A 13,142-nucleotide genomic window follows, 5' to 3' on the forward strand; every position below is an offset into this window, starting at 1 on the left:
CGGGATACCCAACCGAAGCCGGGCCCTCAATTGCACCCGCTGGATCAAATCTTCAATTGTTGGTCGTCACCTGACCTGAACATCACAAGTCGAGAACACGCAAATCACGCTCCACCTGGACAGCCGGCTTGCAGCTAAGCTGGGCATTCTTGGCAGCCGCATTGGGCGGTCTTTCTCGCAGCCCGACCAACCCCAGCCAGGATCGTGCACGCCCCAACCCTTAAGTCAGGACGCACAGTAGTCGGCCGTTTTACGCAGCCTCTTGATCCGCCTGCTGACGTTGCCACAGATGGGCATAGCGCCCCTCAGGCATGGCCAATAGCGCGTCATGGGTGCCTATTTCGCAGATTTCACCGCGTTCCAGCACCACAATCTGGTCCGCCTCGGCAATGGTCGACAAGCGGTGCGCAATGGTGATCACCGTGCGGCCCTTGCCGGCCCGTGCCAGGGCCTCTTTGATCTCTTGCTCGGTGTCACTATCCAGCGCCGAGGTCGCCTCGTCCAGCAGCAGGATCGGAGGGTCCTTGAGCAAGGTGCGGGCAATGCCCACGCGTTGTTTCTCGCCACCAGACAGTTTCAAACCCCGTTCGCCCACGGTGGTCTCATAGCCGTCTGGCAGGCCCAGAATGAAATCATGGATCTGGGCGTCGCGTGCCGCCTGTTCGATTTTCTCTTGGGTTGCCCCTTCCAGACCATATCCGATGTTATAACCGATGGTGTCGTTGAACAGCACAGTGTCCTGCGGCACCACGCCGATGGCGTTATGCAGGCTGTCCTGGGTCACGTCGCGTACATCCTGACCATCGATCAGCAGCGCCCCTTCAGTGACATCGTAGAACCGGAACAACAGCCGCCCGACAGTCGATTTCCCCGACCCGGTCGAGCCAACAATGGCCACCGTTTGCCCCGCCTCGGCCTGCAACGAGACCCCTTTCAGGATCTCGCGCTCAGGGTCGTAGCCAAACCGCACATCCTGCAAGGTGATACGTCCACCATCAACCGACAGCGCCCGCGCGTCCTTCCGGTCCGACACATCGGCTGGCTGCTCCAGCAGATCAAACATCTCACCCATGTCCACCAGGCTCTGTCGGATCTCACGGTAAACCGTGCCTAAGAAATTCAGTGGGACGGTAATCTGGATCATATAGGCGTTGACCATGACGAAATCGCCAACCGTCAACGTCCCCGCCTGCACACCTATTGCCGCCAGAACCATCACACCTACCAGCCCCAGAGTGATCAACACGCTTTGGCCGAAGTTCAGGAAGGCCAGTGAATAGGCGGTCTTTAAGGCGGCATCCGCATAGGCCCGCATGGCCCCATCATAGCGGGTAGCCTCACGCGATTCAGCGCCAAAATACTTGACTGTTTCATAGTTCAGCAGACTGTCGATCGCTTTTTGATTGGCGTCGGTGTCCTGCTTGTTCATCTCGCGCCGCAGCTTCACCCGCCATTCGGTGACGGCAAAGGTAAACCAGACATACAGACCAATGGTCACTGCAACGATCAGCAGATAGCGCACGTCGAACAGCACCGCCAGAATCACCGCCACCATGGTGAGTTCCAGAATCAGCGGCCCAACCGAGAACAACATGAACCGCAACAGGAATTCCACGCCCTTCACACCGCGCTCAATGATCCGGCTTAGCCCACCAGTCTTGCGGGTGATGTGATAGCGCATCGACAGACGGTGAATATGGGTAAAGGTCTCTAGCGCAAGGCGGCGCAGGGCCCGTTGACCAACCGGGGCAAAAACCGCGTCCCGCAATTGCTGGAACCCAATGGTCATAATCCGCGCCATACCATAGGCCACGGTCAACCCAATGGCGCCCAGCGCCAGGTCTGGCACGCCTTCACCTGCCAGATTGTCTACCGCCCCTTTGTACAGGATCGGCGTATAAACCGCGATAATCTTGGCCAGCACCAGTACAGCCATCGCGATGACCACACGGCGCTTGACCCATCCCTGCCCCTCGGGCCACAGATAGGGCCCCACACGGCGCAGGGTGCGCAGACTCGAGCGGCGTTCATCGCGGGCAGTGACTTCATCGCTCTGGGTCATGGCTTTTCCTTGCTAGACATCTCGAAATAAGTGCTATGCCCTGCGCAAACCAGACGCAAGCAAGCAAAAACGCGCCCGAAAAGGCGCGTTTCAGTGTTTTTTCAGAAAGTTACTCGGGGATAGAGAATATCTGCCCTGGATAAATCAGGTCAGGATCGCGGATCGCAGCCTGGTTGGCCTCGACGACCCGAACGTAAAGCAAGCCATCGCCATATCGTTCGCGTGAGATCGCCCAGAGTGTATCACCCTTTTGGACCGTCACCGCACGGATCGGCGGCACGGCTTGCGCGGGGCTATCTTCAACAGCTGACAATGGCTGCAGAACCTCAGGCGCTTCCCGCTTGAACGGCGTCTCCAGCCGGCTCAAGACTTTACCTTCAGTGTCCAACTCATCCAGGCGCAATGTGTAAATCCCCGGGGCCACATCACTCAGCTGACCTTTCCAGCTGCCATCATCGGCGGCCTGGATATCGGCAACCGGGCTATTGTCCAGATAGACACGCACCAGCGAGTCCGGCCCAGCGCGACCCGCAAGCTCTACATCACCCTCTTCGCTGTAACTGATGATATCCAAAGACACTTTGCCAACCAACTCGGGCACGATCGGCGTGGCGGGCTGAACCAGTTCAACCCCCTCGGCATCGGCCTTTAGAATGGCCATCGAGACCGGTGATACCTCGGGTTGTGGCGTGGCCTCTGCTACGGGCGGTGACACGGGGTCAAGGTCGACCATCGCGGTTTCGACGGTCTCTACAGGCTCGTCTTCCACCTCTGCGAACTCAACCGGCTTGTTCTCCACGTCGGCCACCTGATCAGTAGCCGGTTCTTGGGCCACTTCTGTGACTTCGACAGCTGTTTCGGCTGCACTCTCACCAGCGACCGCATCCGCCGCAGCAACCACCGACACCTCGGACACATCCTCATCAGCGACGCTGTCCTGCGGCACATCCGCAGTCACATCGGCCTGGGCGACATGCACGTCTTCTGGCTGATCGACCACATCCACTGGCTGTTCACTGTCATCCGTCACCGCTGAAGCAACCTGGCTTGGCGCCAGAATAAAGGTCGCATCCGACATCACCACCTGACCATCAAAGGCCGCCTGCAAAGAGACAACCCGCGCGTCAGGGCTGGGTTCGATAGACGAGAACGACACGAATTCACCGCCGTTTTGAACCTCGAACCGATCCAGAACCTTGCCGTCCAGCAAAACTGAGACCTCTACCCCCACCTGCGCCCGTCCGGCAATCAGGCCCGCACCATCGGTGTCAAACCGCACGATGTCCAGTTTGGGAGCGGTCAGAACAAACGCGGCCTCCTCGGCGGGTTCAGGTGCCGTTTGCTCGGGTTGGGCCAGCGCTGCGGTCACGATATCCTCTGCTGCCTCGACTGGGGTATTCTGCTCTGCGCTGTCGCTTGCCTCCGTCGGCGTATCGGTGACGTCCGGCACTGCGGCAAGATTATCCGTCGCGGTTTCACTCGCAAGGCTTGCCGTCGACTGGACCGCAACCTGTTCGGTGGCCGGTGCAACTTGCTCAGTGGCCGGGGCAACCTGCTCAGTGGATGGGGCAACTTGCTTCGTGGCCGATGCAACCTGTTCGGTTGCCTCTTCCTGCACAGGTGTTTCAGTCACTTGGACCAGAGTATTGTTATCTGTTTCTGATCCCGTCTCTGTCTCAGTGCTCACTGCTGTGTCAGTGTCGGCCACGGGACCATCAGCCGCCGCAACCGGTTGCTCGATCGGTGCAGCCTGCGTGACCTCTTCCACATGCGTCTCGGGAACAACAGCATCGGGAGCAACAGTCACATCCGTGGCGACGACCTCCTGATCTGGAGAACTGTCAGGTTGCGCATCGGTAGTCGCCTGGTTTTCATCACCGGTCGGCGCATTTGTATTGGCCGCAGCCGTGACCGAAGGTGTGGTCGATGTCGGAGCAATGTCTGTTTGAAGAGGAGCATCACTATCTGATGTCCCGGTGTCGGCTGAGACCTGTGCAACTGTCTCTACTGGATCAACAACGGGTGTATCGGATTGGAACACCCCGAATTGCACCAGCACCACACCGCCTATCACCACCGCTGCAGCAGCGATGCCGCCAATTGCAAGGGCACCCAGCCCTCCGCTTCCGGCTGTTCCCGCCATTCTATTCCCTTCCATCTGCGGGTTCGTTTCCCGCTGAGTTGAGCTAACCTATCAGCCCCGACATCGAGGGTCAAAACACGTCTTGTTTCGCCCCGGCGCCAATAGCAAAAGACCACCTCTAGCCTGTAAAATTCGTCTGTGTGTATTGCGTATCTTGCATTTGGGCAATGGTTGGCTCAGCCCAAGCCACTTTCGCCCCTGAAACCGGGGCAGCAAAGCGCACAAAACGGCCCCCTGAAACCGGGTGCAACACGCTGTATTGCACCCCTGTTATCGGCCAGCCCTGATCAGCAGCGGTCGGCCTTGGCACCGCCTCTGCACGCGGTGGCGAATCCCCCGGCGCAGCTGTCCGGGCAACCAAAAGCCCAAGGCGCCAAGGTCGCTGTGTTCCGCGTTAGTCGGGATCCGTCGGGCTATTCGCCCAATCGCTGCAGCAAAGCCTCGTTGACCCTCGGGGTGACAAACTTGGAGACATCACCACCCAGCCGAGCGATTTCCTTGACCAGTTTACTGGCTATCGCCTGATGGCGGGCTTCGGCCATCAGAAACACCGTCTCAATCGAGCTATCCAAGGCGCGATTCATGCCAACCATCTGATATTCATACTCGAAATCAGCAACCGCACGCAGACCTCGGACAATGATCTGGGCCCCGACATCCCGGGCGCAGTCAATCAACAGGTTTTCAAACGGGTGGGCGACAATTTCAGTGTCGGTCTGTTCGCTCAGCGTGGCGCATTCCGCCTCGATCATTGCGACACGTTCCTCCAACGAGAACAATGGCCCCTTGTCGCGATTGATTGCCACTCCGATGACTAACTTATCTACCAATGCGGTCGCACGCCGGATGATATCGACGTGGCCAATGGTGATCGGGTCAAATGTACCTGGGTACAGTGCAACGCGCATGGCGGCCTCCTGCTGTGTCAAACTTGCTGCACAGGCAAACACAATTGCGCTGTGCAGCACAAGAGGGGGGAAATACTGAAGCCCCGCCTGAGACCTAATGCCCCATGATCATGCCTTCTAACGCATCTTTCTCCATCGCAACCTGCGACAGTTGGGCCTTGACGACATCGCCCAGGCTGATCAGCCCGATCAATTTATCGTCTTCAACCACTGGCATGTGACGGAATCGTCCGTTTGTCATCTGCTGCAGAATCTGGCCGACATTGTCGTGGCTGGTACAGGTAACCAGCTTGCGGGTCATATACCCGCTCACCTTTTCCTCAAGACATCCACCACCTGATTTACCCAACTCACGCACAATATCACGTTCGGATAGAATACCATCGGCATGCTCCCCGTCGGATGACACAACCACGGTGCCAATCCGGCGATCGGACAACAATTTTGCGGCTTCTGAAATGCTGGCATCCGGCGAGATCGTGACAACCCCATCGCTCGCTTTGGATTTCAGAATTAAATGAACTAGCATAGGCGCTCCCTCTGAAATTTTACTTCGTATTTCCAAGGGTTGCCGCAATACACCGCAGTGTCAAGTCAACCCTTCAAGTCGTGTTACTTCGTCGCGCAGACCTTTACTTAGCGCATCAGCAAAACGGTTCAAACGTTCACTGCGCTGATCGCCGTGATGGCGCACCAAATAAAAGCTCCGCGTGAGACTGATTTCATCCGTCAGGATCTTTCGCAACGGACGATGAAACGGCAAGGTAAAATCATGCGCGACGCAGACCCCGGTGCCCTGCATGACCATTCTCAACTGTACCGAAACCGAATTTGACGCCAGGGCCACCCGCTCCAGTCCAATATCCGTGAGATAATCCAGCTCCCGATCAAAGATCATATCCGGGATATATCCCACGACCCGGTGCCCTTTCAGGTCTTCGACGGTTTTGAACGGTGGGAACTCACGTAAGAAATGCCGCGACGCCACAAGATGAAGCCGGTAGTCGCAAATCTTTTCAACCTTCAGATGGGTCGCCGTTGGAGAGCTGACGGTGATCGCCATATCCGCTTCGCGACGTCCCAAATTGATGACCCGCGGCAGTGAAACAATCTGAATATCCAGATCGGGGTTATCAAGACTGATCTGAGCACAGACCTGCGGCAACAGATAATTGGCACTGCCGTCTGGTGCACCGATGCGAATCTGCCCTGCCAGCGTTTCACTGGGACCACTCAGGGTTTCCTTGGCCGCCCGCATGGCCTGCTCTGCCTCTTCGGCATGCACCAGCAACCGGTCTCCAGCCGCGCTGAGCGCATAGCCCTGCGGCGACTTTACAAACAGCTGCGAATCCAGCGCGGATTCGAATCTGGCAACACGACGCCCCACCGTGGCCGGGTCCATTTTCAAAATCCGCCCTGCCCCTGACAGACTGGCCTCGCGCGCCACTGCCAGAAAGACTTTCATGTCATCCCATTGAGGATCCGAACTCTTCATAATGTTAGCCCCGTTCAACTTCTGTTGACCTATTGCATTCTTGCAAAACCTGTTTGGAATCTTTCCTCTTTTCCGACGTTTTTTGCAAGCCTATACTCTGCGTGACCTAAACTTCGGAGGATCCAATGCAAGAGCTGACTCATTATATCAACGGTGAACACGTCAAAGGCACGTCCGGGCGATTTGCTGATGTATTCAACCCAGCCACCGGCGAAGTGCAGGCCAAAGTGCCACTCGCGTCCAAGGACGAGCTGGATGCCGCTGTTGCCATCGCCAAGGCAGCGCAGCCTGCCTGGGAAAAGGTGAACCCCCAGCGCCGCGCCCGCGTCATGATGAAATATGTCGACCTGCTGAACCGCGACATGGACAAACTGGCCGAGGCCCTGAGCCGCGAGCACGGTAAAACCATTCCCGACGCCAAAGGCGACGTGCAACGTGGCCTGGAAGTTGTCGAATACTGCATTGGTGCGCCACAGATGCTGAAAGGTGACTTCACCGACAGCGCAGGCCCCGGCATCGACATGTATTCCATGCGCCAGGCTCTGGGTGTCTCTGCGGGTATCACACCGTTCAACTTCCCGGCGATGATCCCAATGTGGATGTTTGCGCCAGCCATCGTCTGTGGCAACGCCTTCATCCTGAAACCATCCGAGCGCGCGCCATCCGTGCCTTTGATGCTCGCCGAACTGCTGGAAGAAGCAGGCCTGCCAAAAGGCATCATTCAGGTCGTCAACGGCGACAAAGAATCGGTTGATGCGATCCTGTACAACGACACCGTTCAGTCGGTTGGCTTTGTGGGTTCCACCCCGATTGCCGAATACATCTATGGCACCGGTTGCTCGCAGGGTAAGCGCGTTCAGTGCTTTGGTGGCGCCAAGAACCACATGATCATCATGCCCGACGCTGACCTCGACCAGGCCGCCGACGCCTTGATCGGTGCAGGTTACGGTGCGGCTGGCGAACGCTGCATGGCGATCTCGGTTGCGGTGCCTGTTGGCGAAGAAACCGCCGACAAGCTGATCGAGAAACTGATCCCGCGCATCGAGAGCCTGAAGGTCGGCCCTTATACATCGGGCAATGACGTCGACTACGGTCCCGTTGTCACTGGTGCAGCCAAAGAAAACATCCTGCGGCTGGTTCAGACCGGTGTGGATCAAGGCGCTGATCTGGTTGTTGATGGCCGCGACTTCGCCCTGCAGGGCTATGAGGACGGTTTCTTTGTTGGCCCGCACCTGTTCGACAACGTCACACCCGAGATGGATATCTACACCAAAGAGATCTTTGGTCCGGTTCTGACAACTGTGCGTGCAAAAACCTATGAGGAGGCGATCCAGCTGGCGATCGACCACGAGTATGGCAACGGCACTGCGATCTACACCCGCGATGGTGACACCGCCCGTGATTTCGCCAACCGGATCAACATCGGCATGGTCGGCATCAACGTGCCAATCCCGGTTCCATTGGCCTACCACACCTTTGGTGGCTGGAAGAAATCGGCCTTTGGCGACCTGAACCAGCACGGCCCGGACGCGTTCAAGTTTTATACACGCACCAAAACCGTGACCGCTCGCTGGCCCTCGGGCATCAAAGAAGGCGGCGAATTCTCTATCCCAGTGATGGAATAAGCCCAGCTTGCAGATTGACGAACGACATGGCCGCAGAGAGATCTGCGGCCATTTTCTTTGCGCTCAAAGCAGCCTTACCTGCGTCCCCACTTTCACCAACTCATACAGTTCTTCCACGTGCTGGTTATACAGGCCAATGCAACCGGACGAACTTTGTCGGCCGATCTTGCGGGTGTCATGGGTGCCGTGCACCAAATAGGCAGGCCAATCCAGATACATGGCACGGGTGCCTAATGGGTTGCCGGGACCACCCTCCAACCGCCGCGGTAATGACGGGTCCCGTTCGCGCATCGATGCCGTCGGGGTCCAACTGGGGTTCTTCGCCTTGCGGACAACTTTGGAATATCCGCGCCGGGTCAACTCTTCCGTAATTGGCACCGAAGAGGGGAACAACCGGTGCGTCACCTCATCGCCACCCCAGTAATGCAACGCTCTGCTGTTGATATCCGCCAGCAAGCACCCAACACCCAATGTGTCAAAGTGATCCTGCCAGTGTTGTTTCTGAAACGCTGAAATATTGCGATTGACCGGCACCACCTCGCGAATGGGGTTCTCGTCCGCTGGAAAGGCATCTGTCGATTGCGCGCGCAGTATTGACGGTGTCATCAGCGTTGCAGCAGCGCCCATCAGGGCGTGACGGCGGGTCACAAGGGTCTTTGACATTTTGCCTCCGAAGGACAGTGTTTGGCGGGTCACATATTACGCGAACAGTACCAAGCCTATGTGACAAAAACAGTGACCCAGCGCACACATCCCCGTGCTTCACAGATACGTGTTCCCAAAAACGTGTTTCCTGCGTCGCAGCGCATCCCCCTTTACAGCGCGCCGCAAGGCGCGCTGCCCGGCCCAAGGCTCTGCGTCACATCTGTGATGTGGCGCAAGAGCCGCGGGAGCCTTTGGTCACGGTGCCCCGTTCAGTCGGCTGTATCCGGCGCATCTTCACCCTCTTCGCCGTACTTTTGGAACAGACCACTTTGTGAAATAAAGAACACAAAGACAGCTGCAGTCAGACCAAAAGTCTTGAAATAGACCCAGTTTTCCGTGCTTTGAGTGCGCCAGATAACCTCGTTCAGCACCGCCAACCCCAGGAAAAACCCGCACAGGCGTTTGGTCAGGATCATCCAGCCTTCCTGGCGCATAGGCAGGACCTCTTCCATCACCACCTTCAGATAGCTTTTGCCGCGCAACAGACCGAAGCCCAATATGCCACCGAACAACGTATAGATCATCGTCGGCTTCATCTTGAAAAAGCGGTCATCGTTGAACCAAACCGACAGGCTGCCAAAAACAGTTACCAAAACCAGCGTCGCGATCTGCATCTTGGACAGATGGCCGGTCAGCTTCCACAAGATTCCTGAAGACAGGACCATCAGCGGGATAAAGGCGGCAGTGACGACGATAAAGCCTTGATAGTCCGTACCGGCAATGTTGAAGCTACTGTCTTTCAGCTTCAGATAGCCGATAAAAAACAGCACGATAGGGCCCATTTCCAGCGCCATTTTCAACATTGGGTTGATCGTTTTATTGGCCATTGCCTGTCCTTTTGTTTCAACGCGCGGGGCATGCCATACAGGCGCTGCCTTATCCGCCCATCTCCACTATCACGGCGCCCAGCGCGATCAAAGCCATCAAGGCAATGCGCCGGGGTCCGACAGTCTCTTTCAACACCAGCCAGCCAATCAAGGCGGCAAAGACCGTCGAGGTCTCACGCAGCACCGCCGCCTCACCGACCTTATCCAGCCGCGTCGCCAGCATCACCGACCCAAAAGACAAGAAGGCCACCACCCCGCCAAAAACCCCACGCAACATCAGCGGCGCCACTGTGGGCGGCGCTGCCATCCTGCGGTAGCGCCAGTAGGCAAAAACTGGCATCGCAATCCCGTCGATCATGAAAAACCAGGCCAGAAAGGTAAACGGATCCGCAGTGGCGCGGATGCCATAGGCGTCATAGGTGGTGTAGAGCGCGACAAGCAAACCGGTGATTCCCGCCAGCACCAAGGCAATCACCAAGGTATCGCGGTTGGTCTCCAGATAGCACAGATTATAAGCTGCCAGGCCAAAAATCCCTGCCAGCAGCACCATGACACCAGACCACTGGATCAGGGTAAAACTTTCGCCGAACAGGAAATAGGCACCAATTACAGTGAACAAGGGGCCGGTGCCGCGCACCACCGGATAGACCACGGTATAGGACCCTTTGGTATAGGCCAGCGCCTGCAGGATTTTGTACAGGATGTGAATGACCCAGACTGCCGCAAAGATCACCCACATATGTGGTTCCGGCCAGGGCACCACAAACAGCGCAAACGGGGCGGCCATCATGCAATATGAGATATCAATGGCGCCGCGCGTCAGCCAGGGATCATGACGACCCTTTTGCAACGCGCCAAACACGGCGTGAAGCACCGCTGCCATCAGGGCCAGGAACAGGGCCATCTGGTGACCCGCTTCGGTGCCCTCAAGGGAGATCAGCCAATCGCTCATTTCATATGCCCTTGATAGGCCCCGAATCTGGCCAACAGCGCCGGGGGTTTTCCACCCCCGGACCCCCGGAGAGTATTTTGAAAAAGATGAAGGTCAGGACCGGTCAAGCCCGGTGAGCGCTGCGGCAAACTCCTCGGGGTCGAAAGGCGCCAGATCGTCAATCTGTTCGCCGACGCCAATCGCATGAATTGGCAGACCAAATTTGTCGGCCAGGGCCACCAGCACACCGCCGCGGGCAGTGCCGTCCAGTTTGGTCATCACCAGCCCTGACACATCTGAAATCTTCTGGAACACCTCGACCTGATTCAGCGCGTTCTGCCCCGTGGTGGCATCCAGCACCAACAGAGTATTGTGCGGTGCGTCAGGGTCGACTTTTCGGATAACACGGACAATCTTGGCCAGTTCCTCCATCAGGTCAGCACGGTTTTGCAACCGGCCAGCCGTGTCGATCATCAACAGATCTGCACCATCTGCCTGGGCTTTGATCAGCGCGTCATAGGCCAGTGAGGCCGGATCAGAGCCTTCGGGCGCAGTCAGCACTGGCACCCCTGCCCGATCACCCCAAACCTGTAACTGTTCCACTGCTGCGGCGCGGAACGTATCCCCGGCCGCGATCACCACTGATTTTCCTGCTGCTTTGAACTGGCTGGCCAGTTTGCCAATAGTGGTGGTCTTGCCGGATCCGTTGACCCCAACCACCAACACGACCTGCGGTCGTTTGGCGTAAAGCGGCATCGGCTTGGCGACATTTTCCATGATGCGACTGATTTCAGCCGCCAGCAGTTGTTTGATCTCACCCGCCGACAAGCGTTTGCCAAATCGCCCCTCGGCCATGTTGGCCGTGACCCGCAGCGCGGTGTCGACTCCCATATCGGATGTGATCAGCAGTTCTTCGAGCTGTTCCAGCATGTCGTCATCCAACACGCGACGCGGCTCATCGGGTTTTCGCCCCAGCAGACGGCCTACGATCCCCGCAGAGGCTGGCTCAGCGGGGGCTATGGGGGTCGCAGGACCTGCATTCGCTGGACCGGCGGCAGGCTCGGGGGCCTCTTCGACAATCGCCTCCAGTCCCTGATCCAATTTAGATGAGGACTTGAACAGCCGGTCTTTTAGTTTGGAGAAAAACGCCATCATGGTCTCCGCAAAGGGTTTGTGTCTCACATAATCCGGAATGCGGGCACATGCAAAGGCCTCGGGCAAAGCACCTCAGGCAAATGCTGCAAAAAACCCAAGCTGTGCACCCCAATACGTCACCCAGACGCAATAGGGTGTGACGCGCTGGCCTGGATGATCCCTGGGCAACAGAAAGATCTCTGTCGCCAGAATCAGATCCGACAGGACAAACACCAGTGCCGCGGGCAAGAGCCAGACCAATGCGCCCTGCCCCGGCAGGGTCAGCGCCGCCACGCCCATGCCCAGAATGATTGGAATGTAACACAGCACCGGCCCTTTCAACGGGCCTGCGCGTGGCGCCAGCAACCGGGCCATGACCAGACCCAGGCAGATCAGCGCCACGAGGGTCACCAATCGCGGCGACTCAACCAGTCGGGCCCAGGAGCTGTCAGTCTGACCCAGAAACAGGGTGATATAGGCCAGATGCCCAACCGCGAAGGCAGCGATACCAGCCATGAAGGCACTGTCACCGTCCCGCGACAGACAATAGTCGCCAGCGGCGCAGGCCAGAAGCGCTGCGATCAAAAGAACCGGTGCTCCGGCCTGGTGAGCGGCCAGTGCCAATAGCGCCACAGAAGCGGTTTTGATCGCGCTGCGCATTGCGGAAGGAGCCTGACGGCATTGCCAGAGAAACCCTACGGCACAAAGGGTTGCGGCTACCAAAAGAGTATATTCTAAGGTCACGGGCCATCTCCTGGGGGTGAGCCATAGCCTGCCCTGTCCACCGGTCCACGTCAAAGGCGACGCTACGCCACCCTGCACGCCTTGGCGCATGAGACTGATATGTCATGGCCTGACACTATCGCCTGTGGCACAGTGACCCCATGCGTCTGTGCTTGATGATTCCCCTGGTTGTTTTGCAGCTATTGCCCGCCTCGCTGACTGCGGGTGAGCCGATGAGCGGCGAAGCGTTTGATCGTTACACATTGGGTCGCACGCTATATTATGGGCTGGACGGAAACACCTATGGGGTTGAGCGCTACTTGCCAAACCAGCGGGTGCTGTGGTCGTTTCTGGATGGGCGCTGCGAGACCGGACGCTGGTACGAGGACGCCGATCAGATCTGTTTTATCTATGAAGATCGCAGCGAACCCCAGTGCTGGCGGTTTTCACTGGAGAGCCAGGGATTGGTGGCGCAGTTTGAAAACAACCCTCAGGCCACTGAACTGTATGAGGTCGAAGATCTGGATGAAGAGATGCTGTGCTATGGCCCGGATGTTGGCGTTTAGGGCATCGTCCGGGATTTGAGTAT

At 57.6% G+C, this 13,142-nt stretch carries 12 protein-coding genes; 2 read left to right on the top strand and 10 right to left on the bottom strand.

Annotated elements, in window-relative coordinates; genetic code table 11:
* Nucleotides 1-250 precede the first annotated feature (250 nt).
* From EBB79_RS15050 to EBB79_RS15070, 5 genes are all read right to left on the bottom strand, one after another.
* Nucleotides 251-2,062 carry an ABCB family ABC transporter ATP-binding protein/permease gene (locus EBB79_RS15050; RefSeq protein WP_127749650.1) on the bottom strand — a complete coding sequence of 604 codons (1,812 nt, stop codon included), beginning with the start codon at nt 2,060-2,062 and terminating at the stop codon, nt 251-253.
* 109 nt (nt 2,063-2,171) lie between these two features.
* Nucleotides 2,172-4,205 carry a LysM peptidoglycan-binding domain-containing protein gene (locus EBB79_RS15055; protein WP_164860828.1) on the bottom strand — a complete coding sequence of 678 codons (2,034 nt, stop codon included), beginning with the start codon at nt 4,203-4,205 and terminating at the stop codon, nt 2,172-2,174.
* Between the two features lie 413 nt (nt 4,206-4,618).
* On the bottom strand, nt 4,619-5,113 hold the full coding sequence (coaD, locus tag EBB79_RS15060; RefSeq protein WP_127749652.1) for a pantetheine-phosphate adenylyltransferase: 495 nt from the start codon (nt 5,111-5,113) through the stop codon (nt 4,619-4,621).
* Nucleotides 5,114-5,207: 94 nt separating this feature from the next.
* Entirely contained in the window at nt 5,208-5,642 is a 435-nt protein-coding gene (locus EBB79_RS15065; RefSeq protein WP_127749653.1) for a CBS domain-containing protein, read from the bottom strand.
* Between the two features lie 60 nt (nt 5,643-5,702).
* The gene (locus EBB79_RS15070) at nt 5,703-6,608 is read right to left on the bottom strand and encodes a LysR family transcriptional regulator (RefSeq protein ID WP_127749654.1); all 906 of its coding nucleotides are present in this window, start codon (nt 6,606-6,608) and stop codon (nt 5,703-5,705) included.
* A gap of 125 nt (nt 6,609-6,733) precedes the next feature.
* Here EBB79_RS15070 and EBB79_RS15075 point away from each other — a divergent pair, with 125 nt between their 5' ends.
* Entirely contained in the window at nt 6,734-8,233 is a 1,500-nt protein-coding gene (locus EBB79_RS15075) for a CoA-acylating methylmalonate-semialdehyde dehydrogenase (protein WP_127749655.1), read from the top strand.
* A gap of 63 nt (nt 8,234-8,296) precedes the next feature.
* Here the strand turns inward: EBB79_RS15075 and EBB79_RS15080 are convergent, their stop codons facing one another.
* From EBB79_RS15080 to EBB79_RS15100, 5 genes are all read right to left on the bottom strand, one after another.
* The gene (locus tag EBB79_RS15080) at nt 8,297-8,896 is read right to left on the bottom strand and encodes a L,D-transpeptidase (RefSeq protein ID WP_127749656.1); all 600 of its coding nucleotides are present in this window, start codon (nt 8,894-8,896) and stop codon (nt 8,297-8,299) included.
* A 251-nt stretch (nt 8,897-9,147) separates the two neighbouring features.
* On the bottom strand, nt 9,148-9,765 hold the full coding sequence (locus tag EBB79_RS15085; protein WP_127749657.1) for an inner membrane-spanning protein YciB: 618 nt from the start codon (nt 9,763-9,765) through the stop codon (nt 9,148-9,150).
* A 49-nt stretch (nt 9,766-9,814) separates the two neighbouring features.
* On the bottom strand, nt 9,815-10,717 hold the full coding sequence (locus EBB79_RS15090; protein ID WP_127749658.1) for a DMT family transporter: 903 nt from the start codon (nt 10,715-10,717) through the stop codon (nt 9,815-9,817).
* A 93-nt stretch (nt 10,718-10,810) separates the two neighbouring features.
* The gene (gene ftsY, locus EBB79_RS15095) at nt 10,811-11,848 is read right to left on the bottom strand and encodes a signal recognition particle-docking protein FtsY (protein WP_127749659.1); all 1,038 of its coding nucleotides are present in this window, start codon (nt 11,846-11,848) and stop codon (nt 10,811-10,813) included.
* A gap of 75 nt (nt 11,849-11,923) precedes the next feature.
* Nucleotides 11,924-12,574: a lysoplasmalogenase gene (locus EBB79_RS15100; protein ID WP_238704923.1), complete on the bottom strand. Its 651-nt coding sequence runs from the start codon at nt 12,572-12,574 to the stop codon at nt 11,924-11,926.
* Nucleotides 12,575-12,729: 155 nt separating this feature from the next.
* Here EBB79_RS15100 and EBB79_RS15105 point away from each other — a divergent pair, with 155 nt between their 5' ends.
* Nucleotides 12,730-13,119 (top strand): hypothetical protein, encoded by a 390-nt coding sequence (locus tag EBB79_RS15105; RefSeq protein ID WP_238705089.1) that lies wholly within the window; start codon nt 12,730-12,732, stop codon nt 13,117-13,119.
* Nucleotides 13,120-13,142: the final 23 nt, after the last annotated feature.

The organism is Parasedimentitalea marina (assembly GCF_004006175.1).
In the GTDB taxonomy this organism is placed as follows: domain Bacteria; phylum Pseudomonadota; class Alphaproteobacteria; order Rhodobacterales; family Rhodobacteraceae; genus Parasedimentitalea; species Parasedimentitalea marina.